The organism is Streptomyces zaomyceticus, assembly GCF_014656215.1.
In the GTDB taxonomy this organism is placed as follows: Bacteria; Actinomycetota; Actinomycetes; order Streptomycetales; family Streptomycetaceae; genus Streptomyces; species Streptomyces zaomyceticus.
This window is the reverse complement of sequence record NZ_BNBZ01000022.1, coordinates 71,739-98,599: the sequence shown is the minus strand read 5'-3', so window position 1 is coordinate 98,599 and position 26,861 is coordinate 71,739. Positions and strand designations below refer to the sequence as shown.

Here is a 26,861-nt window from a genome sequence, read left to right as displayed (position 1 = left end):
TCCCGGGTCACGGCGTGGCGGTGCCCCGCGGCCCGTCGGGGGCGCGGGGCACCGGTCGCCGCGCGGGGCATCGTCAGAGCAGGCCGCCGGTCCCGGGAGCCGGGAGGGCGCCTTCGGCTCCGTGGACGGTGTCGTGGACGACGGTCTCGACGCCCTGGTCCTCCTGGAGGAGACCGGTGGCGCCGCCCAGCGGGCTCTCGGCCGCGCTGGCCTGCGGCGGAGGGGTGACGAGGGCGGTGACGACGCCTGCGGCGAGGGAGGCGATGGCGAGCATGCTGCGCTTCTTCATGACCGGGTCAACTACTGAGCGGCCGGGGAGTTACGGCCATCGCGGGATCCGCCTCGGCGGATCCGGTCGGCCGGCGGCGGTCCCGGGTCCCCGCGGTGCGCCCACCGCCGTTCGCCTCGCGCGAACCGCCACCCTCCCCCACCCCCCTGCCGCATCATTCGCACATTTACCCCATATCGGATGGAACCATATGGTTGTGGTGGATGTCTCTGTCAGTGACAGCACTGTCCCCGGAGCAGGAGAAATTGGGGGACGTCATGCATCACCGTCACACCCTCGCGGCCGTCGCCGCGGGAATCCTGTTGACCGCCGGCATCGGCGCCACGATCCCGGCCGGCGCCGCCCACGCCCCCTCCCCGAGCCCGACGACCCCGGCCACGGCCCTGGTCGTCAACGCCCGCTGGGGCGGCCACGCCACCTTCGACCGACTGGTGATCGACGTACGGGGTGTCATGCCCCCGGTCACCGTGCACCCGGTCACCACACTGCGCTACGACGGCTCGGGGCAGAAGGTCCCGCTGGCGGGGAAGTACTTCCTGGAGATCCGCCTCTCCCCCGCGGCCGCCCACGACGACGCCGGAAAGTCCGTGTACCAGGGACCCCGGCTGCTGAAGATCCATCTGCCCACGCTCAAGGGGGTCGCCCTGACCGGCGACTTCGAGGGCGTGGTCTCCATCGGAGCCGCCTTCGACACCAAACCCGCCTACAAGACCTTCCGGCTGCACTCCCCGGAGCGCTTCGTGGTCGACTTCGCCCACCCGGTGGGCTGTCGCGTCTGAACGACCGGGCACGGGGGCGGGTGTCGTTCCGAGCGGCGGCACCCGCCCCCGTGCCTCTATGCCCGGTCTCCGTCGGGGCCGGTCTCCAGGTACAGCGGCCTGCCGGTCCTGCGGGCCCGGTCGATGCCCGCGAGGCGGGCGAACTCGCGCGGCTCCATCTCCCGCTCCCACTCCTCGAGCGTGCGGATGCTGTACGCGCTGTGCTCCTCGGGGTCGAGGACGACACCGGCGATCTGCTCGTCCGTCAGCTCACCGCCGTCGAAGACGAAGCCGATGTGGTTGGCGGGCCAGTCGTCGCCGCGGTCGGTGACGAAGTGGGTGCCGAGGAGCCGCGGTTCGCCGGTGAAGCTGATCCCGGTCTCCTCGCGGCACTCGCGCACCGCCGTCTCCCAGGGGGTCTCCCCCGGGTCCATGTTCCCGCCGGGCCACTGCCACAGCTCGGCGCGGTAGCTGGCCCGCAGCTGGAAGGGGCGGCCCCCCGTGTCGGTGAAGTAGAGGCAGGCGTACGCCGTCGCTCTCGGCAGGGTCGCGACGTACTCGACGGGCGGCAGCCAGATGTTCGCCATGGGCGGCTCTCTTTCGACGGGCCGATGGGATCACCCACATCCAAGCGGTCGGGGGGACGGCTCCCGGCCTCTCGTGGGCGGATCACCGGATCGTGTGATCACTTTCCCGCCGGGCACACGCCGTCGCTGCCCGCGCGCCCGTCCCCACCGCACTCCGCCGTCAGGCAGCTGAGACCAGGCCCGCCTCGTACGCGATGATGACCAGCTGCACACGGTCGCGTGCGTCCAGTTTGGCGAGCAGCCGGGTCACATAGGTCTTGGCGGTGGCGACACTGATGTGGAGTTCGGCGGCGACCTCCGTGTTGGAGAGACCCCGCCCGACCAGCGTGAGGACCTCGCGCTCGCGGTCGGTGATCCCCTCGGCGCGACGTCGGGGCGCCGCGGGGACGGACTTAGGCCGGTCGGTGAACTCCTTGATGAGTCGCCGGGTGACGCTGGGGGCGATCAGGGCGTCGCCCGAGGCGACGACACGGACCGCGGCGAGGATGTCGTCCAGGGCCATGTCCTTGACCAGGAACCCGGACGCGCCCGCGTGCAGCGCTCCGTACACGTGGTCGTCGTCGTCGAACGTGGTGAGCACGACCACCCGGGCCCCGCTGGAGCCAGCGGTGATGAGGCGGGTCGCCTCGATGCCGTCCGTACCGGGCATGCGCAGGTCCATGACGACGACGTCGGCGCCCGTCTCCTCGACGAGACGGACGGCCTCGGCACCGTCCGCCGCCTCGCCCGTGACGACGAGGTCGGTGGTGTCGGTCATGACCATCCGGAGCGCTGTGCGCACCAGGGGCTGGTCGTCGGCGAGGACGACCCGGACGGTGGGCTCGGTGGTATTCGTGCTCATCGGGTGACGGCTCCTGCCGGGAGGGGAAGGCGGGCGGTGACGCGAAAGCCGCCGCCGGGGCGGGGTCCCGCGGTGAACTCTCCGTGCAACAGGGTGACGCGCTCCCGCATCCCGACGAGACCGTAGCCCGATCCGCCTCCGGAGGGGACCCGGTCGCGGTCCTGGTCGTGGGCGCGGTCACGGCCGCCGTCGCCGTCCCGGTCCCGTTCGCGTCGAGGGCCGGGACCGTGGTCCTCGACGGTGACGACGAGGGCTCCGGGGTCCTGCTGGTCGACGGTGACCGTGCAGGAGTCGGCGCCCGAGTGCCGTACGACGTTGGTCACGGACTCCTGGACGAGACGGAAGGCGGAGAGGTCGATGTCCTGCGGGAGCGGGCGGGGTTCGCCGACGCGCCGGACCGCGACACGGACACCGGCGGCCGCGGTGACCTCGGCGAGCCGGTCGAGAACGGCGAGGCCGGGCATCTCGGGCAGCCCCGCGCCCTCGGCGGGTCGTGTGCCGGGGTCGCCCGGCTCGTCGGTGCGCAGCGCGCCGAGCATGCGGCGCAGTCCGGCCAGGGTCTCGCGGCTGGCCGTCTCGATCTCGCCGAGGGCCTGCCGGGCCTGCTCGGGCTGTGTCTCGATGACCCGGCGCGCGGCGCCGGCCTGGAGGGCGACGATGCCGATGCTGTGGGCGACCGAATCGTGCATCTCGCGGGCGATCCTGAGCCGTTCGGAGGTGACGGCCTGTGCGGCGCTCTGAGCACGGGTCCGTTCGGCGTGCACCCGGCTCTGCTGCTCCGAGCGGCCGAGCAGCCAGGCCACGACGGCGGTGAGGGCGACGGCCAGCGCGCTGGTGGTGGCGACGCTCCAGCCCGCGAGCAGGCGGACCGCCAGGTGGCCGAAGAGGACGCCGAGGGAGAGCAGGAGCGCCCTGCCCGCCTCACGGGGCGGGCGGGCGGCGGCGATGGCGTAGAGGGCGACGTCCACGGCGAGGTACTGCGCGGCCGGGATGGCCATGACACCGAGTGGGTTGCTGCCGAGCACTGCGGCTACCAGGAGGTACCTCAGGGCCGCTGCCGGACGGCTGGTCAGGAGCGCGCTGCCGCGCAGGGCGAGGGCGGTGGCGAGGAACAGCATGAGGAGGCCGTCCCAGCGCACGATGACCACTCCGGGCATGACGTCCGCCTCGTCCTGGCCTGGCAGTCGGATGCGGAGGAGTGCGGTGAAGACCATGCCCGCGAGCCAGGCGATCGCGGCCCATCCGTCGGGGGTGACTCTTCTGAGGAACGGAGCTGACGGGGTGACGGACATGCGGTGATCGTAAAGGGCGGCCCGCGTCCGGGGCATCGGACCCGGGGTGTACGACCCGGGGTGACAGCCGTCGTCACCGGAACCGGCGGGACCAGGTGACGGTGACGCCTTCGCGGCGCATACGGCGCCGGAGGAGGTGCTCGTGGACCAGGCGGCCGACGAGGGCACCGCCGTACACGACGAAGCCGACGCCGACCAGCCAGGACTGGAGGACGAGGACGGTGCCGAACTGGCCGTACGTCACCGCGTTCGAGGCGATGAGCGGGGAGAACACCAGTTGGGAGAAGATCCGCAGCCCCAGGAGGCCCAGCGCCGTGAGGGCGGCTCCGGGCACGAGGGCTCGCCAGCGGATGCGCCCGCAGAGCAGGAAGCGCTGCGACCACCAGAAGAAGAAGAAGGTGCCGACGAGGTCGGCGAGCGCGACGACGCCGGTGACCACTGCGGGCGCGTCGGCCGGTGCGGGATTGGCCACGAAGACCAGCAGACAGGCGATGAGGACGGCCAGCCAGACGACGTGCCGCCACATGGTGTGCCAGCGGGCGGTGGGGAGGTCCCAGACCCGCTCGTACCCGGTCTGTACGGCGGATCCGAAGGTGACGCCGAAGGCGGCGAGCGCGGCGAGGCCGAAGGCGGTGGTGCGTTGCAGGGCCTGTCCCGGCTGGCCGAAGAGCCGTTCGACCTCCTCCTGCGAGACCTCGGAGACTCCCAGTCCCTGCACGAGCCAGCGGGCGAATCCCTGGCCGCTGGCGAGGTCGGCGGCGGCCACGACGATGAGCAGGGGCACGAGGGTGAGCAGGCTGAGCGCCGCGAAGCCCATGGCTCGGTGCATGAGTTCCATGGCGCGTCCGCGGTTCCACGCGAGCCCGACGGGCGAGGCGAGGACGCGGGCGTGGAGCCGTTGGAACCAGTGGCCGTGTTCGGTGGGGGCACCGTCGTGCGGCGGACCGGGTGTGGAGGGCATGCCTCGTGAGGTACCCGGCCGGACGGCGGGGCATCGCAGACGTACGGCCGAACGGGTGCCTGGCCCGTCCGGTCCGAGGCGTCGGACGCCCTCCCGATGATCGGTCTCAGGGGTGGATCGGCCGTGCTCCGGGGCCGGGGCGGACGGTGACCTCGCGGGCGCTGAGCGTGGCCCGTTCCTCGTCCTCGCACTGGACGACGACGCGGACGGGGGCTCCGCAGTCCGTGTGCCGGATGTCCAGGACGGGGCCCTCGGGTTCCCCGGCGTGGGTGTCGCCCCACTGTTTGAGGGCGAGGAGCACGGGCCAGAGGTCGACGCCCTTGGGGGTGAGCCGGTACTCGTACCGGGTCCGGGAGCCGGGTTCGCGGTACGGCTCCGCCCGCAGTACACCGGCCGAGACCAGCTTGCGGAGGCGGTCGGCGAGGACCGCCTCGGAGAGCCCGAGGTGCCGGCGGATTTCGTCGTAGCGGCGGACGCCGTTGAAGGCGTCCCGCAGGATCAGCAGGGACCACTTCTCGCCCACGAGGTCCAGGGCGCGGCGAACCGGGCAGTTCTCCGTGTCCGTCTCCAGCCAGTTCATCGTCACACTGTAGCCACCTGACTGCGTCGTTGACAGTCAGCTTTCGGGACGGCTAGCTTCGCAGTACAGAGCCAGCTGGGAGTCAGCCGGCCGCGGCGGGTGGAGAGTGGTCATGGGGCGGTCGCGCACGGTTGAGTGGGAGGACGCCGGGGCCACCGCGCGGGCCGCCGGCAGCATGGCGGGGCTCGACTTCCTGCGGGAGATGGTGGCCGGACGGCTGCCCGGTCCCCCGATCGCCGCGCTCCTCGGCTTCGGCCTGGAGGAGGTCGAGGAAGGACGGGCGGTGTTCGTCCTGGAGCCGGGCGAGGAGCACTACAACCCGATCGGCAGTGTGCACGGCGGCGTGTACGCGACCCTGCTGGACTCGGCGGCCGGCTGCGCGGTCCACTCGACCCTCCCGCAGGGCACGGCGTACACCTCGCTCGACCTCTCGACCCGCTTCCTCCGGCCGATCACGACCGATACCGGCAAGGTGCGGGCGATCGGCACGGTGCTGTCGCGGGGGCGCAGGACCGCGCTCGCGGAGGCGGGCCTGTACGACGCCGAGGACCGGCTGCTCGCCCACGCGACCAGCACGTGCATGCTGTTCCCCGTCCCCGGATCGGGTCAGGGAGAGGGTTCCGGAGGCACGCGCGCGTAGGGGCGCGCCCGGCTCAGCGGATGATCCCCGTGACCGGGCGGGTCCGGGTGCAGCCGTCCGGGGCGACGTCGGGAACGCCGTTCGCCTGGAGGGCAGCGCTCACCAGGGTGGCGAGCAGATCGATGTCCGACCCCATGTCCAGACGGACCGTCACCCAGCCCGAGCCGGCCCGGAGACGGACCGCGCTCGACCCCAGCAGCGCCGGACGCAGTTTCGCGACCATGGCGCGGGTGAGGTGGACGTCGGCCTCGTGTTCACCGTGGAAATGCACGATCTCCTCCGTCGCCGTACCCAGTCCGATCTCTGCGCCGCAATGGGCGCGACCGGGGGTCAGCGAGGGCCAGCTCATCAGACGTTCACTGGCATGCCTGGCCGTGTTCATACGGAGGAGCGTGCCGGGCCCGGGGGCCGCGCACAAGCGTCCTGCGGGAAGAATCCCGCTCAGGCGTGAAACACGCCCCGAGCAGGGGCGGTGTGACCGTCTGTCACGGCGTTCCGTGGGGGTGATGTGACCCGTTGTCACTGTGGGGCGCGTGCGCGGATGCGGGCCGCGAGGACGGCCACGTCGTCCTCCGCGTCGTGTGCGCCGAGGTGGTGGAGCACCTCGTCGACGACCTGTTCCGGTCCGGAGTCCGGGGTGAGCCGGAGCGCGGCGAGGCGGCCGAGGGAGACGTCGATGTCCTCGCCTCGCCGCTCGACGAGCCCGTCGGTGAAGATCAGCAGAGTGTCGCCCGGACGGAGCGGGCGGGTGGTCGGTTCGTACCCTCCGACGCCGGTGCCCAGGGGTGGGCCCACGGTGAGGTCGACCAGCTCGGCCGAGCCGTCCGCGCCGAACACCGCGGGCGGCAGATGTCCGGCGCTGGCGAAGGTGGCGGTGCTGCGCGCCGGGTCGACCCGGACGAGCAGCACGGTGGCCGGGCGGCGGGCGTCGTCCTCGGCGACCACGGCGTCGAGGTGGCGCAGCACCCGGTGCGGCGGCAGGTCGGTCGCGGCGACCTCGCGGAGGGCCGTGCGGTAGGCGTTCATGTCGACGGCCGCGTCGAGACCGTGCCCCATGACATCGCCCACGACAAGCAGGCTGCGGCCGAAGTGGAGCCGTACCGTCTCGAACCAGTCGCCGCCCACGAGGGCGCGGGGCCCGGCGGGGAGGTAGCCTCCCGCGATCTCCAGGTTCGGGTGCGGCCGGCCGGGCTCGGCCACGAGGGCGCGCTGGAGATGGAGCGCGGTGTCCTCGGTGGCCGCCAGGCGACCGGCGTGTTCGAGGTGACGGGCCGCGAGCCGGGCCGCGTACCGGAGGAGGGCCACTTCGTGGTCGGAGAAGGGCCCGCCGCCACTCCGGGTGACGCCGACGGTCCCGAGCGCCCCGACGGTCCCGAGCGCCTCCGCGCCGTGGACGGCGAGGGGGACGGAGAGGCGGTGGGTGGCGGGGGTGTGGGCAGCCCGGTCGTGGGGCGTGGGACCCCGGACCGCGGCGCCCGGGGCGGAGGCGGCACGGCGGGGCCGAGCGCCCTGTTCCGTCACCAGGTCGACCTCGGTGGAGGCCCGCAGATGGCGGGCGAGGAAGCCGGCGAGCTCGCGGCAGGTGCTCGTCTCGTCGAGCGTCGTGCCGATCTCGCCGATCGCCTGCTCCATGGCCCGCACTCTGGTCAGGAGGGCCTCGTCCCGTCCGTCGTCCCGTTCCGCCACGACACCTCCACCGCCGCGCGGTCCCCGGGTGGCACACCCGGTTCCCCCCATTGCACCAGCGGGTGGCGCCGCGCGCGCGGCACGGACCTCGCGCGGGACGGTTGTGCGGCGGTGCCTGATCTGATCAAGTACGAGCTGAGGCTACTGGCCAGTACAAGATTCCGCTCCCCGGGGGGACAGCCATGACGACCGGTTTCTTCAGCTCCGTCGACGACGTCGCCGAGCGACTCGCCACGACCGGCTACCTCGCCTCGCCCGCCGTCGCCACCACCGTCTTCCTCGCCGACCGGCTCGGCAAGCCCCTGCTCGTCGAGGGCCCGGCGGGCGTCGGCAAGACGGAGCTGGCCAAGGCCGTCACCGAGGTCACGGGCGCACGACTCGTCAGGCTCCAGTGCTACGAGGGCGTCGACGAGTCCCGCGCGCTGTACGAGTGGAACCACGCCAAGCAACTGCTGCGGATCACCGCCGGGCGGGGCGAGTCCTGGGACGAGACGCGGACGGACATCTTCGGCGAGGAGTTCCTGCTTCCCCGGCCTCTGCTCACCGCGATCCGGTCCGAGCAGCCCACCGTGCTCCTGATCGACGAGACCGACAAGGCGGACGTCGAGGTGGAGGGCCTGCTCCTCGAGGTGCTCAGCGACTTCCAGATCACCGTTCCCGAGCTCGGCACCATCACGGCGACCCGGCGCCCCTTCACCGTGCTCACCTCCAACGCGAGCCGCGAGCTGTCCGAGGCACTGCGCCGGCGCTGCCTGTTCCTGCACATCGGTTTCCCCGAGGAGGAGCTGGAACGCCGGATCGTCACGCTCAAGGTCCCCGGGCTCGACGCCGCCCTCGCCGGCTCCGTGGTGCGGCTCGTCGGGGCGCTGCGGGCGATGGACCTGCGAAAGGTGCCTTCCGTCTCGGAGACGATCGACTGGGCCCGTACCCTGCTGGCGCTCGGCGCGGACCGGCTGGACGAGCGGGTCGTACGGGAGACGCTGGGCGTCCTCCTGAAGCACCAGGAGGACATCGTGAAGGCCGCCGCCAAGCTCGACCTGGACGCGGTGTGAGCCCCGCGGACGCCTCCACAGCGCGCGGAGACCTCACGGACCCCTCGACCACGGCACCGGGAGATCCCGGCGGCGCCGCCACCTCGCCGGGAGGGCCCGCAGCCGCTTCCCCGGGAGCGGCCGCGGCACGGCTCACCGGTCTCGTGGCCGCGCTGCGCGCCCACGGCTTCGGGATCGGGACCGGCGAGACCGTGGACGCCGGGCACGCCGTGGAGGCGGTCGGGTTCACGGACCGCGAGCGGGTCCGGGAGGCACTGGCGGCGACCCTGCTCCACGGCGAGGGACAGCGCCCGGTGTTCGACCGGGTCTTCGACCTGTACTTCCCCCTGGGCCACTCCGCGGCGGCGGAGACGTACACGAACACCCCGGCGGATCTCGCCGCCCTGCGGGACCGGCTCGCGGACGCCCTCACCGCGGGTGACGGAGCCGCTCTCGACCGGCTGGCCGCCGAGGCGGTCGGTGGATTCGGCGGCTACGGATCCGGTCCCCGGTCGGACGGCTGGTCCTCGTACCAGACGCTGTCCCGGCTGCGCCCCGAGACGCTCCTGGCCCGCGTACGGGAGCGGCTCAGGGCCGCCCCCGGGGCGGAGGAGCCCGAGTTCACCGACCGGCTGCTCGACGACGAGATCCGGCGCCGGATCGAGGAGTTCCGCGAGCGGGTCGCGACCGAGGCCCGGCGGCGCGTCGCGGAGCGGCAGGGCCGGGACGCGGTCGCACGCCGCGCCGTCGCGGGGACGGCGGACACCGTCGACTTCCTCCTCGCCGGGCGGGCCCAGCTGGACGAGCTGCGGCGTACGGTACGGCCGCTGGCGCGGAAGCTCGCCACCCGGCTCGCGGCCCGCAGGCGCCGGGCCTCGCGCGGGGAGATCGATCTGCGGCGGACACTGCGTCGTTCGCTGTCGACCGGCGGCGTGCCGGTCAGGCCGGTGCTGCGGCGGCGCCCTCCCCGGCGGCCGGAGCTGGTCCTGCTGTGCGACGTCTCGGGGTCGGTTGCCGGCTTCGCGCAGTTCACGATGTTGCTGGTGCAGGCTCTGCACGACCAGTTCAGCCGGGTGCGGGTGTTCGCGTTCGTCAATCGGGTGGACGAGGTGACGGGGCTGATCGCCCGGGGTTCGGCGGATCCGGCGGGGCTCGGCGACCGGATTCTCGCGGAGGCAGAGCTGACCGGGTGGCACGGCCAGAGCGACTACGGGACGGCGCTCGGGGAGTTCGCCGACCGGTACGCGGAAGCCCTCGGCCCGCGCACCGTGGTCTTCGTCCTCGGGGACGCACGGACCAACGGATCCGACCCGAACCTCGCGGCTCTGCGCCGGATCGCGGACCGGGCCCGCAGGGTCCACTGGCTCAACCCCGAACAGCCCTCGCTGTGGGGCACGGGCGACTCGGTGGCCCCGGCCTACGCCGATCTGGTCGAGATGCGGCCCTGCCGGAACGCCCGCCAGCTGGGGTCGCTGATCGGCCGCCTGCTGCCGGTGTGAACCGTGCGACGCGCAGTGAGCCACCGGTGTGACGAGCGGCACCCCCACCGGTGCGAGGAGCCGTTCCGGAGGAGGGCGGCTCGTGCACGGGGCGAAACGCGGGGAGGGAGTGGGGCCGGGCCCTCCCCCGCGTGGCACGATCGGTCCATGGCCACCGGATCCGACCGTCCCGAGACGGAATTCCCCCGCGCCATCGGCGCGCCCGCCACCCGCGCGCTCGCCGCGGCCGGATACACCCGGTTCGATCAGCTCGACGGGGTTCCCGCCGCCGAACTCGCCGCCCTGCACGGTGTGGGCCCGAAGGCACTGCGCGTCCTCGGCGAGGAGCTCGCGGAGCGCGGCCTGTCGCTGCGCTGAGCCCCCGGTGGCCTCGGCTGTACGGCGGAAGGGGCCGCGAACTAGCGTGACCCCCATGGAACTCTTGGGAAAGATCACCACCGACCGTCCGCTGCTCGTCCTCGCCGTCAAGGAGGAGGCGCAGTTCCTTGAGACGGATCTGCCGGTGCTGCTGACCGGCATGGGCAAGGTGAACGCGGCGACCGCGCTCGCGATCGCCCTCGGCCGGGGCCCGCGGCCGTCCGGGATCGTGAACCTGGGGACGGCGGGAGCGCTGCTGCCCGGCATGAGCGGAACGCATGTGATCGGCACCGTGGTGCAGCACGACTTCGACGGCCGACTGCTGGCCACGTTGACGGGCGAGTCGTACGGCGCGCCCCTCACGCTCCCGGACGGCGGTGACACGGTTCTGGCGACCGGGGACACGTTCATCTCGGACGAGACCGCCCGCGCCCGGCTCGCGGAGCAGGCCGCTCTCGTCGACATGGAGGGGTACGCCCTCGCGCACGCCGCCGCGATCGCGGGGGTCCCGCTGCGGATCGTGAAGCACGTCAGCGACGAGGCCGGGGAGGGCGCCGCGCGCACCTGGCGCGAGTCGGTCGCCGAGTGCGCGCGGGCGCTGGCCGAGTGGGCGGAGGCGCATACCCCGTACCGCTCCTGAGCGGTACGGGGTGTTCGCGTCGGGCACACCCCTTCCGGGGTCCCACCGGTCGGCCGGCGGCCTGGTCAGCGGTGCTGGAAGTGGACCTCCGGATTCGCCGGGGACGGACCGTCGAGAACCGGGCGGGCGAGGCCGCGCAGGTGCTGGTCGAAGAACGCGGCCACATACGTCCGGGTGACGGCGACCGCCCGGTCGGTGGGCAGTTCGGGCTGCGGGAGGCCGAAGTGGCGTGAGATCACGGGGCCGTCGGAAAAGGTGAAGTGTTCGGAGCCGGCCACCGTGACCCAGCGCTTCCACCCGTCGAGCGCGGTCCACGCCCGGTCCCAGCTGGTGTCGATCCCCCCGGGCAGGTGCATGTCGTCGTGGGTGCCGAGCATCATGAACGGACGGCCCCGCAGCCCCTCGGCAGGAAGGTCCTCCCAGAACGAGCCGTCCATGTTGATCCCGGCGTCGACGCGCCGATCCGCCACCATCGTGCCGGCGGCGCTCGCCCCGCCGATGGAGTGGCCCGCCATGCCGATCCGCCGGGCGTCGATCACGTCGGCGTGCTTCCAGACGGGCCGGGGCCCGGTGAGCCGGTCCAGGACGTAGCGCATGTCGGCGGCGCGGGTCGAGGTGACCACGCTGCCGTGCACGCCGCCCTCGTCGAGGGCCGTGCAGGCGACACACGTGAGGGTACGGCCGCCGGGAAGGCTGATCCCGTAGGACTCGTAGGCGTGGTCGACGGAGGCCACGACGTAGCCGCGGGAGGCGAGGTCCTCGGCGAGGTGGGTGAGCGTCCAGCGGGAGACGCTGAAGCCAGGCGAGAGCAGCACCAGGGGGCGACGGCCCGGCGCGGGCCGCGCGTCGGTCCTGCTGTGGGTGCGCGTCCGGGCGAGCACGTCGCCGGAGACGCCGGGGCCGAGCTGCTCGGCGAGCAGCCGCGCCTCCTCACGGGTGGCGTACGGCGCGGGGCGCCCGATCCCGGTGCGTGCGGCCGGGTAGTGGAGCGTGACCATGAGCGCGCGTCCGTCGGCGGTGGGTACCCACGGGTCGGTGCGGGACCGGTCGACGAGCGGCAGGACGGTGCTGCCGACGGAGTACGGCCCGGTGGGCGCGGGCAGCTCGGCCCGGACGACGCCCGGCGCCACGTCCTGAGCCGTGTTCGTCGGGGCCGATCGCCACGCCGCTGGGACGAGCGGGGACGGCGACGCTTGCAACGCCGAGATGATGTCGGGTCCGGCCGAGGCCGTGGCCGGGCCCGCGGTGGCCAGAGCCGCAGGTAACGCGAGGGAGCAGGCGAGGAGAGCGGCCGAGGCCGCCCTGCTGAATCGGATCATGAGGGCACGCTAGAGGTCGCGGACGGACCGAGGCGTCCTGCTGCGGGCCCATGTCCCGTCAGACCAGGGACGGATGCGGGACGGTCCGCGCTCCGCCGTACGGCGTGCGGGACATCCCCGACGCCCGCGCGTGCGGTGCGGTCGGGACCGGGATCCGTCATGACGACCCCGCGCGCGGGACCGCGCCCCATGAGCAAGTGCGCACGTGCCGACCCCACTTGTCGGTTCCGCCGGCGAACCCCCCTCCTGGCGGGCCCGTCCGCCCGACCACCTCGCGGGACGGCCTTGACAGTGCGGAAGGCGCCCTGCCTAAGCTGAGGCGCTCCCCTCCGGACGTGGACGGGATCTGGGCCCGGACCTGCGGGGAGGCGGATGTGCGCGCATCGACCGCGGCGCCGTGCGAGCCCCGTACGAACCTCTCCGTCGGCCTCCTGGTGAGTGCGCCGCTCGTCTGCCGGCGGCACGTCGACCTCTGCCGTACCTCCTCCGCCATCTGTCCTTCCCTCCGCGCCTGATCCCGCCCCCGCGGGTCCGCGCTCTCCCCGACATCCCGTGGCCCGGCCCTCCTCGGCGCGTCTCCGCGCGCCCGTGGCCCGGCCGCGTGCTCCTGTCTTCCGGAAGGACTTCCCATGCCCCGCCCTGCCCTGCGCCTGGCCGTCGAGATCGACGGTGACGGTGCCCATCCGGCCGCGTGGCGCCGTGCCGCGCACTCCCCCGGCGAGCTGCTGACCCCTCGTCGGCAGGCCCGGGTCGCGGCCGTCGCCGAGAACGCCGGTTTCACCCTGGTCACCCTGGACGACTCGATCCTGCCGCCGGGGTCCGGCGCCGATCCGGTGGGCCGGATCGGCGCGGTGGAACGGGCCGCGTTCGTGGCCGCGTCGACGAGCGTCCTCGGGGTGGCGCCGGTCCTCGCGACCACCTACGCCGAGCCGTTCCACGTCTCCTCGCAGCTCGCCTCGCTCGACCATGTGTCGGCAGGTCGGGCCGCGTGGGTGGTGGGGGTCGAGGACGACCCGGCCGCCGCGCGCGCCTGGGGCCGTCCACCGGTCGAGGGCTCCGCCGCACGGGCCCGCGAGGCCCGTGACGGCCTCCGTGTCGTACGGGACCTGTGGGACTCCTGGGAGGACGACGCGGTGATCCGGTCCGTGGCCACGAGCCGCTACCTGGACCGGTCGCGGCTCCACACCGTCGACTTCACGGGTGAGACGTACTCCGTGAGAGGCCCTTCGATCGTGCCGCGCCCGCCGCAGGGAAGGCCGGTGGTCCTCGCCCCCGCGGGTCTCGTGCCGGCCGATCTGGTCGATGTGGCACTGGTCGGCGGGGCCACCCCCGCCGAGACCGGCGAGGCGGCCGCGGCCGCGACCTCCGGCGAGGGGGCGTCGCCCCTCGCCTTCGCCGAGATCGAGGTGGCCCTGGACACCCCGGGCGGTACGGCGCGGGAGCGGATCGCCGACCTGGAGCGGTACGCGCCCTGGACCGCCCGCCCGGACCGGCTGCGGTACACCGGCCCCGCGGCAGGACTGGTCTCCCTGCTCAGCGAGTTGAACGGCCGGGTCGACGGGGTGCGACTGCGTCCCCTCGTCCTCGACGAGGACCTGGCCGTGCTCTCCCGGCTCGTGCTGCCCGAGCTCTTCGTCCGCCGGATCGCGGCCCGCCCGCTGCCCGGCACCACGCTGCGTACCGCCCTGGGCCTCGCCCGGCCCCTCAGCCGCTTCACGACCGAAGGCGCCGCCGCTCTCGCCCGGGAGGAGACCCGATGACCCGCACCGACCCGACCGACGTCCCCCGCCCCGACGCCCGGCTGCACTTCGGGGTGTTCTTCCAGGGCGTCAACCACTGGACGATCTGGTCCGACCCGTCGAGCGGCTCGCAGATCGATCCGGCGTCGTTCCTCAGAGTGGCGCGCACCGCCGAGCGCGGACTCTTCGACGCCTTCTTCCTCGGCGACGGCCTGCGGCTGCGCGAGTCGGAGGGCGGCATCCACGAGCTGGACGTCGCCGGCCGCCCGGACTCGATCACCCAGCTGTCGGCGCTCGCCGCCGCGACCGAGCGGATCGGGCTCGTCTCCACCTCCAACACCACCTTCAACGAGCCGGGCGATCTCGCCCGGCGCCTCGCCGGTCTCGACCTGCTCTCGGAAGGGCGGGCCGGCTGGAACGTGGTGACCACGCACAACGCCTGGACCGGGGAGAACTTCCGGCGGGGCGGTTTCCTCGACCACGCCGACCGCTACCGGCGCGCCGAGGAGTTCCTGGCCGTCGCACGCGCCGTATGGAACGGCTGGGCGGAGGACTCCGTGGCCGGTTCCGTCGAGGCCCGTTCCTGGTCGGTGCCGGGCGCCGTGGGACGCGTACGGTCGCGAGGGGCCCAGTTCGACGTCGACCTGACGCCGACACTGCCGCGCAGCGCCCAGGGGCATCCGGTGATCTTCCAGGCGGGCGACTCGGGGGACGGCCGGGAGTTCGGCGCCCGGAACGCCGATGTCATCTTCTCCGCGCACGGTACGGACTTCGACGACGCCCTCGCCTTCGCCGAGGACATCCGGCGCAGGCTGCGCGCCGCGGGACGGGCGGAGGACGCGCTGCGCATCCTGCCCGGCACGGAGATCGTCATCGGGGCGACCGAGAAGGAGGCCGAGGAGAAGGCCCGCTGGGTCCGGCTCTCGCAGGTCACGCCCGCGGTGGCGCTGGGCATCGCGAGTCGGCTGTGGGGCATCGACCTGTCCGGGCGGGACGCCGACGGGCCGCTGCCCGCCGAGGATCCGGTGGTCGCCCGGGACAAGGGGACGTTCGGGACCCGCTGGGTCGAGGACCCCCGGGAGGTGGTGGCCCGGTGGCGGGCGAAGGCCGGGGCCAACGGCTGGTCGCTGCGCGAGGCGGTCATCGAGCTCGGGCCGCAGCAGCGCGGGCACGTGGGCACTCCGGCCGGGCTCGCCGAGAAGTTCGCCCGGTTCGTGCGGCACGGCGCCGTCGACGGCTTCAACGTCACGCCGTACCTGGTGCCGGACGGGCTCGACGACATCGTGGAGCTGCTCGTGCCGGAACTCCAGGAGCGGGGGGTGTACCGGACCTCGTACACGGGCACGACGCTCCGCGAGCATCTGGAGCTGGCCCCGGCGGTGTGACACGACGGCGGACGGGTCCGCGCGCGGGGAGCCGCGTACCCGTCCGCCGTCCGGCCGGGGAACTCAGCCGAGCGGCAGTTCCAGGAAGGACGGCTCGTCCTCCGGGGATCCGACGACGGTCTGCGTCCAGGTGACGGAGGCGTCGCCGTACAGCGGGTCCTTGCTGTCGACGACCAGCATCAGCCGGTGCCCGGAGGCGATGTCGTAGGCGGCCGCCTGGAGCTTCCAGGTGACGGTCGTGTCCTGCTCGGGCGTCAGCCCGTACACGTTGAGCGGTTCGTGGCTGATGATGCGGGCCGTGTCGTCCTCGGCGACGTCCAGCAGATGGGCGTAGAGGCTCGCGGAGGTGGCGGTGGAGCGGACCGTGAGGCGCACCCTCGGGATGCCGCGGACGCGACGGGCGGTCGCCTCGCCGCCGTCGGGCGAGATCAGCGGCTCGGTCGTCCACGCGACCGCGTGCCGGCGGTCGATCTTGCGGGTGTCGTAGATCTTGGGGTTTCCGGCCCACTCCGCCCGGCCGGTCTGCATGATCGCGTCCATGGCCGTGGCCTCGGTGTCCACGCCCGCGAGGAACGCCCGCCGCCAGCCGGTCTCCTCCGCGGACGGCCCCCCGCCGGGGGGAACGAGCCGGCCGTCGGTGCCGCCCCCGCCGTCACCGGTGAGGCCGAACACCTCGGTGCCGTGGGTGACCTCGCTCCAGCCGGTGGCGGTCTCCCTGCGGGCGGGGACGACGATCCGGTTCTCGCCGGTCGGCTCGCCGGTCTCCGGGTCCCGGATCGGTTCCGTCACGTACGTGAACATCACCTGGCTGGAGACCTCGGGCCAGTCCTCCACCCCGTTGTGCTCGCCCTTGAGGTGGTGGTCGAGCCAGGCGTACGCCTCCGCCATGGGGAGGTTGTACTCGCCGGGGACGGCGGGCGGGCCGATGAGCCCGGGGCCCTCGGGAGCGGCGTGGTCGCCGATCCAGAGGTTGAGCCGCTTGGGCACGTCGAGGCCGTTGAAGGTCTCCAGGGTCTGGTTGACCGCGAAGAGGCTCTCGTGCCAGGTGTTGGAGAAGAAGGTGGGCGTGCCCTTCTCGTTGGTCTGGGGGAGGTAGGACTCGGGGGCGCGCTTCAGCCCCCACTCGACGACGCCGTCCAGGTTCCGGTCGGCCTGGAAGTCGGCGAGGATCCGCTGGTTCTCCTCGTCGAACTTGCTCTCCACGGGCCCGCCGGTGAGGCCGAGGAGCGCCTTGACGGCCGCGAGGTGGCGGGTGTTGTTGTCGTAGAGGCTGGTCGCGAGGTTGCCCCAGGTGCTGAGGGCGACGACGGCGGCGACGCGGTCGTCGTGGGCGGCGACGAGCTGGCTGATGCCGGAGCCGTAGGACTCGCCCATGAATCCGATCACGCTCGGGGCGAAGTGATCGACGGCGAAGTCGATGACGGCGGAGCCGTCGGCCCAGTCGTGGGGGCCGGCGACGTCGACGCGACCGCTGGAGGTGGAGGGCAGGCCGGGGATGCCGAGCCCTCGCGGCGTGTAGGCGAGGACGTGGTAGCCCCTGTGGGCGAGGACGAGGTACGACCAGAGGAACAGGGGCCAGCCGAAGGGGGTCCAGCCGGCCGGAACGACGACGAGCGGGTGAGGGCCGGGTCCGATCTGGCGGAAGCTGAAGGCGGAGAGCCGGACGTTCTCCGCGCCTCCCTCGCTCTCCGCGGCCCCCTCGATGCGGTGGTACGCGGGCAGTGCCAGACCGCGTACCTCCTGGACGTACGCCGCGAGTTCGGCGGGAAGCAGCGCGTCGACGCCGTCGGTCGTCCCGCCGAGGAGCGCTTGGGCGAGGGTCTGACCCAGCCGGACGGCGCCGGGGTCCACCGTTCCGTCGGCGGCCCAGAGGCCGCGCCCGGCGATCCGGGAGGTCTCGGCGGAGGTCAGGGCCGCCGTGATGCCCGGAAAGCCGGGAAAGTGTTCGGACGAGCCGGTGGCGAAGGGGTTGTCCTGGGGCACGTGCACCCGTTTCTCTCGACTGGACTGGTCACTGTCCGCGACGCGGACCTTCGCAAGCCTCACGCATGTGGGGCGGGAGCGGCCAGAGCGCACGAACAGCGCACGTATCACGCAACCGTGCGGGAACGACACAAGCCGCCCCGAAGTCGATGTTTGGGGACGACGGGGACGGGGTTCAAGCAGGTGGCGACGGGGTTCGAGGCTCACGGACACCCGTTCGAGGATGACCGGAGGGGGTCACAGGGAACGGATCTCGGACGGGTACACCACGAGCAGGGCGGCGACGTCGTCGTCGAGGCCACCGGAGCCGTAGCCGGCCAGATCCTGGTGGAGCAGCGCCGGAACGTCCTCGGCCGGTTCGCGCGCCCAGCCGCGCAGGCGCAGTTCGAGCGGGTAGAAGGTGCCGGCCCGGTCGCGGGTCTCGCTGACGCCGTCGGTGAACAGGAGCAGCCGGTCCCCCGGACCGAACCGCACCTCCTCGATGTGGTGGCGGGAGTCGGCGAGGCCCGCGAGGTTGACGGGAAGTGACGGGTCGTCGAAGTGCACGGACTCGACCTCGGCACCGCGCTGGAGCAGCGGGGCGGGGTGACCGCAGCTGAGGAGCCGTGCGACGTCCTCGCCGTCGGGGAGTTCCACGAGGACGACGGTGGCGAAGCGTTCGGCGGCGTCGGAGTCCGGGTCCCAGGCGCCGTAGCGGGCGAGGCCTTCGTCGAGCCGGTCGGCGAGGACGGCCAGGTCGGGGGCCTCGTTGACCGAGGCGCGGAAGGAGCCGAGGAGGACGGAGGCCGTCTCGACGGCCCCGAGGCCCTTTCCCTGGACGTCACCGAGCATGATCCGCACCGCGCCGGGAACCCGTACGGCCTCGTAGAAGTCGCCGCCGATCCGGGCCTTGGCCGCGGCCGCCACGTACAGCAGATGCAGGTCGAAGCGGCCGAGGCGGGCGGGGAGCGGGCGCAGCACGACCCGCTGCACCACCTCGGCGACGGCGGTGAGTTCCCGCATGTCCTGCTCGTAGCGGCTGCGGACCCGGCTCACCCATGCCGAGGCGGCGGTGACCCCCGCGATCACGGCCTCGTTGGCGACGATGTCGGGAACGAGAGGCTCTCCCCGGATGAGGCCGAGGACCAGCCGGGCGACCATGGCGAGCAGCCCGATGCCGATCGTCCCGCGCACGCTCCAGGTGACGGCGGCGAGCGCGGGTGCGGCGACCAGGAGCCGGTCGAAGCGCTCCGGGTCGGGGGTGATGAGATCGGCGGCGAACGTCAGGATCAGGATCAGGAAGGGCAGCGCGCGACCGAGGTTGAACTGAGTGCGCGTTACGGTGCCGGGAGGGCCCTGGTGACCAGAGGGCATCTCATGATCGTACGTAAGGTCGCCGTCCGGGCCGGGGTGGCGCCGCTCCCGGGCGTGTCCGCCGCCGGTCCGCCCCGGGCAGGGCGAGGGCGGCGGGGACCGCGAGACCGGCGACCGCGGTGAGGGCCGGGACGACGACGCCCTCGGCGGGAACGAATCCGCCGAGCGGGACGAGGGCGACGAGAAGGGTCGCGGCCGCGACGCCGAGCACCGGTCCGATGTTCATCACGGTCTGCTGGAGGCCTCCGGCGACTCCGGCGTGGGCCTCGGGAGCCCGGTGCACGACGACCGAGGTGGCGGTCACCATCAGGGTCACGAACCCCGCGCCGAGCAGGGCGGCGGCGAGGCCGACGGGGACGGCGCCGGCCGTCGCGTCGAGCCGGGAGAGCTGGAGCATCCCCAGCGTGAGGAGCGTGGCGCCGACGGTCGCGGTGCGCCGGGGGCCGAACCGGCGCTGGAGCGGCGCACAGAGCGGCGCGCCGAGCACCATGAGGACGGCGAGCGGCAGCACGCGCAGCGCGCAGTCGAGGGGATCGAGTCCCTGGACGTCCTGGAGGAAGTACGTCGCCACGAAGAGCGAGCCGAACAGGGCCGCCGAGGCGGCGAGGAGGACGGCGAGACCCGCGACGACGGGCACGCTCCGGAGCAGCTCGGGGGGCAGCAGGGGGGACGCGGCACGGCGCTCGTGCCGGGCGAAGGCGAACCCGACGGCCACGGCCCCGCAACAGGCGAACAGTCCGGCGAGGGTGCCGCCCGGCCGGGCGGTACCGACGAGGCCGTGGACGAGCAGCCCGAGCGAGACGGCGAGCAGCAGGGCACCGACGGGATCGAGCGGGGACCGCGGGGCGGGATCCGACGCGCGAGCCGGTTCCGACTCGTGCCCGGGAGCGGTCTCGCTCGTACGGTCCGGCCCGTTCCCGGGCTCCCGGGTGGCGAGGGCGACCAGGCCGATCGCGAGGGTCGGGGGTACGCCGAGGAGGAAGACCGCGCGCCAGCCGTACGCGGAGACCAGTGCGCCGCCCACGATCGGGCCGGCCGCGGCGGCGAGGCCGATGACGGCGGTGCGCACGGCGATCGGCGTTCCGAGTCGTTCCGGCGGGTAGGCGGTGCGCAGCATGCCGAGCGTGGCGGGCTGGAGCAGCGCTCCGCACACGCCCTGGAGCACGCGCAGCGCGATCACCGCGTCGATGCCGGGAGCAAGGGCGATGCCGGTGGAGGCGGCTGCGAAGCCCAGAGCGCCTGAGGCGAAGACCCGGCGGTGACCGTAGCGGTCGCCGAGCCGGCCCGCGAAGACCAGGAGGCTCGCGACGGCGACGAGATAGCCGGTGCTGGTCCACTGGACCTGACCGACGTCGGCGTGCAGATCGTGTTGGAGCGCGGGCTGGGCGATCGTGAGGACGGTGCCGTCGAGCGCGACGACGGCGGCGCCGACGACGCTGCACGCGAGGACGGGTGCGCGGCGCGGGGTCACTGGGCGGGCTCCGCGGGGCCGAGATGGGCGTCGAGCGCGGCGGCGAGGAGCGGGGCGGGGTCGTCGCCGCCGGTGGCGAGCCGGAGGCTGCCCCAGTGCCAGAGCTGGGCGATGCCGTGGAGGTTGGCCCAGAGCGCGCCGGCGAGGACGGCGGGGTCGGCGGGGTCGGCGGGGGGCCGGACGCGGGCGACGAGCCCGGCGAGACGGGCGAACAGCGGCAGGCTCGTCTCGCGCAGCCCGAGGCGGCCGCTTTCCAGCAGGTCGTGGCGGAACATCAGCTCGTACATGCCGCGGCGGGTCCCGGCGTAGTCGAGGTAGACGCGGGCGAGGAGCGCGATCCGTTCGCGCGGCGCGGCGCTCTCCACGTCCTCGGCGTCGACGCGGGCGGCCAGTTCGGCGAAGCCCCGTCGGGCGATGGCCGAGAGGAGGTCGAGATGGGTCGGGAAGTGGCGGCGGGGGGCGCCGTGGGAGACACCGGCACGGCGGGCGATCTCGCGGAGCGAGAGGGCCTGGACGCCTTCGGCGTTCACGAGCTCGACGCCGACGTCGACGAGCCGGGCCCGGAGCCCGCCGTCCTCGGCTCCGGATTCCTGATGATCTTCGATTCCGTCATGCATGGACAGTGTCTACCAAGCCCGAGTAGACACTGTCTACTCGCACATGTGCGCTGGTCGGCTACACTGAGGGACAGCGAAGGGGAGTAGCCCTGCAAACCGGTCGTCGACATACTGGAGCCCTCGGGTTCCCGGTGACCGGGTCCGCGTTCGACGCGGACGGGCGAGACCTTCGGCCAGGCATCAACCGCGTCCACACATCCGTGGGCGTGGTCCTTCATGCCGGGCCGAGTGGTCCTTCCGTCGCCCTCCGAGGTGCCGCGCCGAGTCCACGGGCCCGGACCGAGCAGAGAGCCCCGGTATGCACCTCGACCCCTTGGCGATCCTCACCGCCTTCGGGCTGATCTTCCTCGCCGAGCTTCCCGACAAGACGATGTTCGCGTCCCTCGCCATGGGCACGCGCATGCGTCCGCTGTACGTATGGATCGGCACCTCGACCGCCTTTCTCGCCCATGTCGCCATCGCGGTGGGAGCCGGCAGCCTGCTCGGTCTGCTCCCCGGCTGGTCCGTGAAGCTGGTCTCGGCCCTGCTGTTCGGCTTCGGCGCGTTCATGCTGCTGCGCAGCGGGGGCGACGACGACGAGGCCGACGCGGGCGGCAAGACCGTCACCGGCTTCCTGCCCGTCTTCTCGACCGCGTTCATGGCCGTCTTCATCAGCGAATGGGGCGACCTCACCCAGATCACCACCGCCAACCTGGCCGCCACGAACGGCACCTGGTCGACGGCGATCGGCTCCCTCGCCGCCCTGATGAGCGTCTCCGCCCTGGCCCTGGTCGCGGGCCGCTTCATCGCGAAGCGCGTGCCGCTCAGGACGGTGCAGCGCATCGGCGGCGTCTGCATGGCGGCGCTCGCGATCTGGTCCCTGACCGAGGTCTTCACCGGCTGACACCGACGACGTCTCCGAACGGCCGCACACTCCCGCGCTTCACGGCCGGGGGCGTGCGGCCGTTCGTTCGTCGGTCGCTGGATCCGTCGGCATCGGCGTGTCCGGGCGGGGCGGCGGGGCCGCACCCGCCCGACGGGTTCCGGGGACCCGAAGGCATCATGACCGGATGCCGAACGCCGCAGCACGCACCGCACTCCTCGACCACCTCCGCAGCACCCTTCCCGGCCGGGTCATCGACGAGGTCCCCGGCGCCGAGGGGCCGATCGAGGACCGCGCGCCCGGGTTCCGGATCTTCCGGATCCATCCCGCCCACCCCGGGGACTGGTGGCTCTATGTGACGTCGGGTTGCTGGGAGGCGACGCAGCAGGACGGCCACGGGACGGAGTTCTTCCTCGCGGCGCCGCGTGACGAGTGGACCAATCTGGAGAGCGTCACCATGAACGCGTACTACCACTGCGGTCCTGTGCGGCAACGACTCGACGTCGGGCACACCGTCCCCATCGGTCGACCGTGGCTCGACGACTCGGCCTGTGACCACTACCTGGTGAGCCTGCCCTACCCCATGGGACCCGAGTTCGAGGTCTACACCTGGGAGGGGGGCGACCACGCCCGGATTCTGTGGCTCCTGCCGATCACCGAGGCCGAGAAGGACTTCCGGCGGGAAGGCGGTCTGGAGGCACTCGAGAGCCTCTTCGACGAGCACGAGATCGACCCGGTCGACCCCGGGCGGGCTTCCGTCGTCTGATCGGCCCTGGCGTGCTTCCGTCGTCTGCTCTGCCCCGGAATCGGCCTTCCGGGCGCTGCCGGAACGGTGCCGGGTTCCGTCCCGGGTGGGAGCCTGGGTGGAGCACGTACCCCGTGACGACGGCGCCGGCCGGAACGAGAGGGAGTCCCCGTTGGGCAGCGAGGCGATCCACGACGAACTGGACGAGCGGGCGGCCGGGGTGGCGCGGCAGGTGGTGGCCTGGCGGCGCCATCTGCACCGGCATCCGGAGCTGTCCAACCGTGAGGTGAACACGGCCCGCTTCGTGGCGGACCGACTGCGTGTCCTCGGCATCGACGAGGTCCGTACGGGGATCGCCGGGCACGGGGTGGTCGGCGTCCTGCGCGGCGGGATGCCGGGCGAACGGGTCGTGGCGCTGCGGGCCGACATGGACGCGCTGCCGGTCCGGGACCTGTGCGGGACGGACTTCGCCTCCGAGGTGGTCGACGGCGACTACCCGGGCGGCCCGTTCCCCGTTTCGCACGCCTGCGGGCACGACTGTCACACGGCGGCGCTGCTCGGCGCGGCGACGGTGCTCGCGGGGGTGCGTGACCGGTTGCCGGGCACCGTGCTCTTCGTCTTCCAGCCCGCCGAGGAGGGTCCTCCGGTCACCGAGGAGGGCGGGGCGCGGGCGATGGTCGAGGCCGGAGCGTTCGCCGACCCCGTGCCCACGATGGCCTTCGGGCTGCATGTGACACCGCACCCGAAGGGGTACGTGGGATATCGCGTCGGCAATCAGTACGGCGCGTCCAGCCTCGTCCGTATCGTCGTCACCGGCAAGCAGACCCACGGCTCGACGCCCTGGGAGGGCGTCGACCCGATGCCGGCGGTGGGGGCGGTTCTGACGGGCATCGGCCAGCTGTACCGGCAGGTCTCGGCCTTCGACGCGGTCACCGTGTCCATCGGGCACGTCGAGGACGTCGGCCGGTTCAACATCGTCGGGCAGACGGTGACGCTGTGGGGCACGGTCCGCTGCGCCGTCGAGTCCGACATGGGCCGGGTCCAGGATCGTCTGACGACGCTCGCCGAACACTCGGCCGCGGCGTACGGGGCGACGGCCGCGGTCGAGTACCTGCAGTCCGTGCCGCCCGTGCACAACAGCGGGCCGTGGGTCGAGGCGGGGCTTCCGACCTTCCGCAGGGTGGTGGGCGAGGAACGGGTGCTGGAGGCGGGGGCGACGCTCGGCTACGACGACGTCTCCGAGTTCGTGAGCAGGTTCGGCGGCCTCTACGTGATGCTCGGCGTCCAGGACGCGATCCTGGACGCCGCCGGGCGCCCGGTGCCCGAGCCGGGCGGCCGCGGTCTGGTGACCAACCACAACCCGCACTTCTACGCGGACGACGACACCCTCGTCACCGGCGTACGGCTGCACGCGCACGTGGCGTACGACCATCTGACGGGCGCGCTCGTCCCCCGGGACGGCGCGTGAGACCTCCTGGACCATGGGTGAGGCTTCCGCAACCGCGGGCGAGGCTCCGGGACCGCGGTCGCTCCCCGGCGACTGCGGCCGGTTCCCCGGTCCGTCCGTGGCGCACCCGTCGGGTTCAGGGACCCTGCGAGCCGACCGCTGCCGCGAAGGCCCTGATCAGGGCCGAGTCCGCGGCGGTGCGCCAGACCAGGCCGTACTCCAGCGGCGGTGCGTCCCTCAGGGGGACGTAGGCGATCCCGGGGCGGGGGTGGTAGCGGGCGCCGCGGGCCGCGCCCGGGGCGACACCCCGGCCGGCCGTGACGTGGGAGAGGACCTCCTGCCAGGTGGCGGCGACCGGGCCGCGTCCGATGCGGGCGCCCGACGGGGTGCGCCGGGGGTAGTGGTGGTCGAGCCAGTGGCGGGGGTTGGCGCCTTCGGTGGTGATCAGCGGAAGGCCGGCGAGGTCCTCGAGGCCGAGGGACGGCCGGCCGGCCAGCGGGTGCGCGGCGGGCAGCAGCAGCACGCGGTCGTCCCGGAGGACGACCGGGCCCGTGGTGAGCTCCGGCTCGCGCACCGGGAAGGCGGTGAGCTGGATGTCGAGTTCGCCGTCCTCGAGGGGCCGGACTCCGCTGTCGAGGGAGACTTCGCGAACGGTGATCTCGCAGCCGGGGTGGCCGGCGAGGAGGGCGTCGGCGGCGGCCGTGAGCAGTTCGCCGCCCCAGGGGGTGGCGAAGCCGGTACGCAGCCGCCCGTGGATGCCGCGTCCGGCGTCCATGGCGCGTTCCAGCGCCGTCCGGAGCTGCCGGTGCACGGGCAGGAGGTCCTCGTACAGGCGCCGACCGACCGGGGTGAGGTCGACGGTGCGGCTGGTACGGGCGAACAGTGGGGTGCCGATGCGGCGCTCCAGCTTCCTGACGGTCTGGCTGACGCGCCCGGTGGAGACACCGAGGCGCTCGCCGGTACGCCCGAAGTGGAGCTCCTCGGCGAGCGTGAGGAACGTTTCCAGTTCGTACCGTTCGAGCACCGGGAGCCCTCCTCGCGTTCGTTTAGCGTGACTCAACGCCGGTTCGATGATCTCATCTTGCTCGACCGGCTCGACGGCGAGGAGCCTGGGGGGCATCCCCCTCCGCCTTCCGGAAGAGAGTCCGTGGAACCGAGCCCCCGCGTCGCCCCCGATCCCGACCGGCCCGTGAACGTCCCGCTCTTCGCCGTGGCCGGCGCGGTCACCGTGGCCAACATCTACTTCCCGCAGCCGCTCCTCGCCGCCGTCGCCCGTGGTCTCGACGTCTCCGAGCGGACCGCCGGCCTGATCGCCCCGGCCGCCCAGATCGGGTACGCGCTCGGCATCCTGCTCCTCGTGCCGGCGGCCGACACCGCGCGGCTCCGCCGCCTCACGTCGGTGCTGCTCTCACTCACCTGCGTGGCGCTGCTCGTCGCGGCGGCGGCGCCGGACGTGGTCACCCTGGCCCTGGCGACCCTCGCGCTGTCCACGACGACCGTGCTGCCGCAGATCCTCACACCGGTGGCGGCGGTGCTCGCGGGACCCGGGAGGCAGGGCCGGGTCGTGGGCCTGGTCGGTCTGGGGCTCACGCTGGGGTCGACCCTCTCCCGTACGGTCTCGGGCGCCGTGACCGATGCGAGCGGCAGCTGGCGGGTCGCCTACGTCGTGGCCGCCGTCGCGACGGGAGCGCTCTTGTTCGTGTTGCCGCGGAGGCTGCCGGTGCGGCTCGGGGCGCGGGGCCGGACCTCGTACGCCGGACTCCTCGCCGGACTGCCCCGGCTCCTGGCCGTGCACCGCGACCTGCGGGTCTCGGCGTTCCTCGGCGCCTGCGTGTTCGCCGCGTTCAGTGTCTTCTGGACGGTGCTCGCCTTCCATCTGGCGGCGCCGCCCCTCGGGTACGGGCCGGGTGCCGCCGGCCTCTTCGGGGCCCTGACACTGCCCGCCGCGCTGCTGTCGGCGACGGCCGGGCCGCTCACCGACCGCTACGGGGCGTCCGCGGTGGGCGCCGGTGGGCTGGTGCTCGCGGGACTCGGTCTCGGCGCGGCGGGGCTGGCCCCGCACTCCCCCGTGGCCCTGGTGGCAGGGGCGAATCTGCTGGTGGCGGGGGTGAGCTCCTGCCAGGTGGCCAACCAGGCGCGGATCTTCGGGATCGGCCGGGCGGTGGCGGCGCGGGTCAACACGGTCTTCATGCTGGCCACGTTCGGCGGCGGGGCGTTCGGCGCCCTCGCCGGGTCCTGGCTGTACGCGGCGCACGGCTGGTCGGCCGCCCTGCTCGCCGCCGGGGTGTTCGTCGCCGCCGGCGCTCCGGTGGCGCTGTGCTCCGCACGACCGGCGGTCCCGAGTTGCGTCCCGGACGGCAGACGGGAGGCTGGGGGTATCCGCCCGCGCACCCCGCAGGGAGATCATCATGCGTGACCGCGCCGACCTCACCGCCCTCGCCGACGAGCACCTGACCGCTGCCCGCACGGCGCCGCACGGGCGCAGCGCCTATCTGGTGATGCACGACGGGGTGCTCCGGCAGACCGTGATCGCGCTGACGGCGGGCACCTCCCTCGACGAGCACAACGCACCACCTGCCGCGAGTCTCCAGGTGTTGCGGGGCCGGGTGAGCCTGACGGCGGCCGGGAGGGCGGAGGAGCTGGCGTCGGGCACTCTGCTGATGATTTCCAAGGAGCGGCACGGGCTGACCGCGCTGGACGACGCGGTGGTGCTCCTGACGGCGGTGAACGACTGAGGTCCGGGTACGGCGGACGGGCCGGTAGGGCGGACGAACCGGGT

At 73.4% G+C, this 26,861-nt stretch carries 28 protein-coding genes; 14 read left to right on the top strand and 14 right to left on the bottom strand.

What is annotated here, in order from left to right; translation table 11 throughout:
* Positions 1-73: 73 nt before the first annotated feature.
* Positions 74-289: a hypothetical protein gene (locus tag IE311_RS25745; protein ID WP_229902159.1), complete on the bottom strand. Its 216-nt coding sequence runs from the start codon at positions 287-289 to the stop codon at positions 74-76.
* Between the two features lie 257 nt (positions 290-546).
* Here IE311_RS25745 and IE311_RS25740 point away from each other — a divergent pair, with 257 nt between their 5' ends.
* Positions 547-1,068, top strand: coding sequence for an AMIN-like domain-containing (lipo)protein (locus tag IE311_RS25740; protein WP_189834218.1), 522 nt, complete (start codon positions 547-549; stop codon positions 1,066-1,068).
* Positions 1,069-1,124: 56 nt separating this feature from the next.
* Here the strand turns inward: IE311_RS25740 and IE311_RS25735 are convergent, their stop codons facing one another.
* The 5 genes from IE311_RS25735 to IE311_RS25715 all read right to left on the bottom strand — a co-directional run bounded on the left by IE311_RS25735 (position 1,125) and on the right by IE311_RS25715 (position 5,308).
* On the bottom strand, positions 1,125-1,634 hold the full coding sequence (locus IE311_RS25735) for an NUDIX domain-containing protein (protein WP_189834184.1): 510 nt from the start codon (positions 1,632-1,634) through the stop codon (positions 1,125-1,127).
* A gap of 160 nt (positions 1,635-1,794) precedes the next feature.
* Positions 1,795-2,475, bottom strand: a complete 681-nt coding sequence (locus tag IE311_RS25730; protein ID WP_189834183.1) for a response regulator — start codon at positions 2,473-2,475, stop codon at positions 1,795-1,797.
* Positions 2,472-3,767 carry a sensor histidine kinase gene (locus IE311_RS25725; protein WP_189834182.1) on the bottom strand — a complete coding sequence of 432 codons (1,296 nt, stop codon included), beginning with the start codon at positions 3,765-3,767 and terminating at the stop codon, positions 2,472-2,474. Before IE311_RS25725 ends, IE311_RS25730 begins: the two co-directional genes overlap by 4 nt.
* A gap of 73 nt (positions 3,768-3,840) precedes the next feature.
* On the bottom strand, positions 3,841-4,728 hold the full coding sequence (locus IE311_RS25720; RefSeq protein WP_189834181.1) for a YhjD/YihY/BrkB family envelope integrity protein: 888 nt from the start codon (positions 4,726-4,728) through the stop codon (positions 3,841-3,843).
* A 106-nt stretch (positions 4,729-4,834) separates the two neighbouring features.
* Positions 4,835-5,308 carry a winged helix-turn-helix transcriptional regulator gene (locus IE311_RS25715; protein ID WP_189834180.1) on the bottom strand — a complete coding sequence of 158 codons (474 nt, stop codon included), beginning with the start codon at positions 5,306-5,308 and terminating at the stop codon, positions 4,835-4,837.
* A gap of 112 nt (positions 5,309-5,420) precedes the next feature.
* Here IE311_RS25715 and IE311_RS25710 point away from each other — a divergent pair, with 112 nt between their 5' ends.
* Entirely contained in the window at positions 5,421-5,948 is a 528-nt protein-coding gene (locus IE311_RS25710) for a PaaI family thioesterase (RefSeq protein ID WP_189834179.1), read from the top strand.
* Positions 5,949-5,961: 13 nt separating this feature from the next.
* On the opposite strand, the gene IE311_RS25705 is transcribed toward IE311_RS25710, so the two are convergent.
* Both IE311_RS25705 and IE311_RS25700 read right to left on the bottom strand, forming a co-directional pair.
* On the bottom strand, positions 5,962-6,330 hold the full coding sequence (locus IE311_RS25705) for a luciferase domain-containing protein (protein ID WP_229902158.1): 369 nt from the start codon (positions 6,328-6,330) through the stop codon (positions 5,962-5,964).
* 137 nt (positions 6,331-6,467) lie between these two features.
* Positions 6,468-7,634 carry a PP2C family protein-serine/threonine phosphatase gene (locus IE311_RS25700; protein WP_229902157.1) on the bottom strand — a complete coding sequence of 389 codons (1,167 nt, stop codon included), beginning with the start codon at positions 7,632-7,634 and terminating at the stop codon, positions 6,468-6,470.
* 182 nt (positions 7,635-7,816) lie between these two features.
* Here IE311_RS25700 and IE311_RS25695 point away from each other — a divergent pair, with 182 nt between their 5' ends.
* The 4 genes from IE311_RS25695 (at position 7,817) to IE311_RS25680 (ending at position 11,161) form a co-directional block, all read left to right on the top strand.
* Positions 7,817-8,686, top strand: a complete 870-nt coding sequence (locus tag IE311_RS25695) for an AAA family ATPase (protein WP_189834177.1) — start codon at positions 7,817-7,819, stop codon at positions 8,684-8,686.
* Positions 8,687-8,829: 143 nt separating this feature from the next.
* Positions 8,830-10,164 carry a VWA domain-containing protein gene (locus IE311_RS25690; protein WP_189834216.1) on the top strand — a complete coding sequence of 445 codons (1,335 nt, stop codon included), beginning with the start codon at positions 8,830-8,832 and terminating at the stop codon, positions 10,162-10,164.
* A 147-nt stretch (positions 10,165-10,311) separates the two neighbouring features.
* A complete protein-coding gene (locus IE311_RS25685; RefSeq protein ID WP_073905549.1) occupies positions 10,312-10,521 on the top strand; it encodes a DNA-binding protein in 210 nt (69 codons plus the stop codon).
* 55 nt (positions 10,522-10,576) lie between these two features.
* Positions 10,577-11,161: a nucleosidase gene (locus tag IE311_RS25680; protein ID WP_189834176.1), complete on the top strand. Its 585-nt coding sequence runs from the start codon at positions 10,577-10,579 to the stop codon at positions 11,159-11,161.
* Between the two features lie 65 nt (positions 11,162-11,226).
* On the opposite strand, the gene IE311_RS25675 is transcribed toward IE311_RS25680, so the two are convergent.
* Positions 11,227-12,480, bottom strand: a complete 1,254-nt coding sequence (locus tag IE311_RS25675; RefSeq protein ID WP_189834175.1) for an alpha/beta hydrolase family protein — start codon at positions 12,478-12,480, stop codon at positions 11,227-11,229.
* 374 nt (positions 12,481-12,854) lie between these two features.
* Here IE311_RS25675 and IE311_RS25670 point away from each other — a divergent pair, with 374 nt between their 5' ends.
* The 3 genes from IE311_RS25670 (at position 12,855) to IE311_RS25660 (ending at position 15,604) form a co-directional block, all read left to right on the top strand.
* Positions 12,855-12,995: a putative leader peptide gene (locus IE311_RS25670; RefSeq protein ID WP_189834174.1), complete on the top strand. Its 141-nt coding sequence runs from the start codon at positions 12,855-12,857 to the stop codon at positions 12,993-12,995.
* Between the two features lie 114 nt (positions 12,996-13,109).
* Positions 13,110-14,240: an LLM class flavin-dependent oxidoreductase gene (locus tag IE311_RS25665; protein ID WP_189834173.1), complete on the top strand. Its 1,131-nt coding sequence runs from the start codon at positions 13,110-13,112 to the stop codon at positions 14,238-14,240.
* Positions 14,237-15,604 (top strand): NtaA/DmoA family FMN-dependent monooxygenase, encoded by a 1,368-nt coding sequence (locus IE311_RS25660; protein WP_189834172.1) that lies wholly within the window; start codon positions 14,237-14,239, stop codon positions 15,602-15,604. The genes IE311_RS25665 and IE311_RS25660 overlap by 4 nt, the downstream gene beginning before the upstream one ends.
* 63 nt (positions 15,605-15,667) lie before the next feature.
* On the opposite strand, the gene IE311_RS25655 is transcribed toward IE311_RS25660, so the two are convergent.
* The 4 genes from IE311_RS25655 to IE311_RS25640 all read right to left on the bottom strand — a co-directional run bounded on the left by IE311_RS25655 (position 15,668) and on the right by IE311_RS25640 (position 21,028).
* Positions 15,668-17,587: a CocE/NonD family hydrolase C-terminal non-catalytic domain-containing protein gene (locus IE311_RS25655; protein ID WP_229902156.1), complete on the bottom strand. Its 1,920-nt coding sequence runs from the start codon at positions 17,585-17,587 to the stop codon at positions 15,668-15,670.
* A gap of 237 nt (positions 17,588-17,824) precedes the next feature.
* Positions 17,825-18,940 (bottom strand): PP2C family protein-serine/threonine phosphatase, encoded by a 1,116-nt coding sequence (locus IE311_RS25650; protein WP_189834171.1) that lies wholly within the window; start codon positions 18,938-18,940, stop codon positions 17,825-17,827.
* A 1-nt stretch (position 18,941) separates the two neighbouring features.
* Positions 18,942-20,411, bottom strand: a complete 1,470-nt coding sequence (locus IE311_RS25645; RefSeq protein WP_189834170.1) for an MFS transporter — start codon at positions 20,409-20,411, stop codon at positions 18,942-18,944.
* Positions 20,408-21,028: a TetR/AcrR family transcriptional regulator gene (locus IE311_RS25640; protein ID WP_189834169.1), complete on the bottom strand. Its 621-nt coding sequence runs from the start codon at positions 21,026-21,028 to the stop codon at positions 20,408-20,410. The genes IE311_RS25645 and IE311_RS25640 overlap by 4 nt, the downstream gene beginning before the upstream one ends.
* A gap of 298 nt (positions 21,029-21,326) precedes the next feature.
* Here IE311_RS25640 and IE311_RS25635 point away from each other — a divergent pair, with 298 nt between their 5' ends.
* From IE311_RS25635 to IE311_RS25625, 3 genes are all read left to right on the top strand, one after another.
* Positions 21,327-21,911, top strand: coding sequence for a TMEM165/GDT1 family protein (locus IE311_RS25635; protein ID WP_189834168.1), 585 nt, complete (start codon positions 21,327-21,329; stop codon positions 21,909-21,911).
* Positions 21,912-22,077: 166 nt separating this feature from the next.
* Positions 22,078-22,656 (top strand): suppressor of fused domain protein, encoded by a 579-nt coding sequence (locus tag IE311_RS25630; RefSeq protein WP_189834167.1) that lies wholly within the window; start codon positions 22,078-22,080, stop codon positions 22,654-22,656.
* Positions 22,657-22,753: 97 nt separating this feature from the next.
* Positions 22,754-24,103, top strand: coding sequence for a M20 metallopeptidase family protein (locus IE311_RS25625; RefSeq protein ID WP_229902155.1), 1,350 nt, complete (start codon positions 22,754-22,756; stop codon positions 24,101-24,103).
* A 115-nt stretch (positions 24,104-24,218) separates the two neighbouring features.
* Here IE311_RS25625 and IE311_RS25620 read toward each other — a convergent pair whose 3' ends face one another.
* Positions 24,219-25,106: a LysR family transcriptional regulator gene (locus IE311_RS25620; RefSeq protein WP_189834166.1), complete on the bottom strand. Its 888-nt coding sequence runs from the start codon at positions 25,104-25,106 to the stop codon at positions 24,219-24,221.
* A 123-nt stretch (positions 25,107-25,229) separates the two neighbouring features.
* Here IE311_RS25620 and IE311_RS25615 point away from each other — a divergent pair, with 123 nt between their 5' ends.
* Both IE311_RS25615 and IE311_RS25610 read left to right on the top strand, forming a co-directional pair.
* Positions 25,230-26,498, top strand: coding sequence for an MFS transporter (locus tag IE311_RS25615; protein ID WP_189834165.1), 1,269 nt, complete (start codon positions 25,230-25,232; stop codon positions 26,496-26,498).
* The gene (locus IE311_RS25610) at positions 26,491-26,817 is read left to right on the top strand and encodes a cupin domain-containing protein (protein ID WP_189834164.1); all 327 of its coding nucleotides are present in this window, start codon (positions 26,491-26,493) and stop codon (positions 26,815-26,817) included. Before IE311_RS25615 ends, IE311_RS25610 begins: the two co-directional genes overlap by 8 nt.
* Positions 26,818-26,861: the final 44 nt, after the last annotated feature.

Bases quoted from the DNA above. Each gene is read 5' to 3' on its own strand.
- IE311_RS25650 (WP_189834171.1), bottom strand. From the start codon at position 18,940: ATGCCCTCTGGTCACCAGGGCCCTCCCGGCACCGTAACGCGCACTCAG.
- IE311_RS25640 (WP_189834169.1), bottom strand. From the start codon at position 21,028: ATGCATGACGGAATCGAAGATCATCAGGAATCCGGAGCCGAGGACGGC.
- IE311_RS25745 (WP_229902159.1), bottom strand. From the start codon at position 289: ATGAAGAAGCGCAGCATGCTCGCCATCGCCTCCCTCGCCGCAGGCGTC.
- IE311_RS25665 (WP_189834173.1), top strand. From the start codon at position 13,110: ATGCCCCGCCCTGCCCTGCGCCTGGCCGTCGAGATCGACGGTGACGGT.
- IE311_RS25675 (WP_189834175.1), bottom strand. From the start codon at position 12,480: ATGATCCGATTCAGCAGGGCGGCCTCGGCCGCTCTCCTCGCCTGCTCC.
- IE311_RS25735 (WP_189834184.1), bottom strand. From the start codon at position 1,634: ATGGCGAACATCTGGCTGCCGCCCGTCGAGTACGTCGCGACCCTGCCG.
- IE311_RS25730 (WP_189834183.1), bottom strand. From the start codon at position 2,475: ATGAGCACGAATACCACCGAGCCCACCGTCCGGGTCGTCCTCGCCGAC.
- IE311_RS25635 (WP_189834168.1), top strand. From the start codon at position 21,327: ATGCACCTCGACCCCTTGGCGATCCTCACCGCCTTCGGGCTGATCTTC.
- IE311_RS25660 (WP_189834172.1), top strand. From the start codon at position 14,237: ATGACCCGCACCGACCCGACCGACGTCCCCCGCCCCGACGCCCGGCTG.
- IE311_RS25630 (WP_189834167.1), top strand. From the start codon at position 22,078: ATGCCGAACGCCGCAGCACGCACCGCACTCCTCGACCACCTCCGCAGC.
- IE311_RS25610 (WP_189834164.1), top strand. From the start codon at position 26,491: ATGCGTGACCGCGCCGACCTCACCGCCCTCGCCGACGAGCACCTGACC.
- IE311_RS25705 (WP_229902158.1), bottom strand. From the start codon at position 6,330: ATGAACACGGCCAGGCATGCCAGTGAACGTCTGATGAGCTGGCCCTCG.
- IE311_RS25715 (WP_189834180.1), bottom strand. From the start codon at position 5,308: ATGAACTGGCTGGAGACGGACACGGAGAACTGCCCGGTTCGCCGCGCC.
- IE311_RS25725 (WP_189834182.1), bottom strand. From the start codon at position 3,767: ATGTCCGTCACCCCGTCAGCTCCGTTCCTCAGAAGAGTCACCCCCGAC.
- IE311_RS25680 (WP_189834176.1), top strand. From the start codon at position 10,577: ATGGAACTCTTGGGAAAGATCACCACCGACCGTCCGCTGCTCGTCCTC.
- IE311_RS25685 (WP_073905549.1), top strand. From the start codon at position 10,312: ATGGCCACCGGATCCGACCGTCCCGAGACGGAATTCCCCCGCGCCATC.
- IE311_RS25720 (WP_189834181.1), bottom strand. From the start codon at position 4,728: ATGCCCTCCACACCCGGTCCGCCGCACGACGGTGCCCCCACCGAACAC.
- IE311_RS25710 (WP_189834179.1), top strand. From the start codon at position 5,421: ATGGGGCGGTCGCGCACGGTTGAGTGGGAGGACGCCGGGGCCACCGCG.
- IE311_RS25740 (WP_189834218.1), top strand. From the start codon at position 547: ATGCATCACCGTCACACCCTCGCGGCCGTCGCCGCGGGAATCCTGTTG.
- IE311_RS25695 (WP_189834177.1), top strand. From the start codon at position 7,817: ATGACGACCGGTTTCTTCAGCTCCGTCGACGACGTCGCCGAGCGACTC.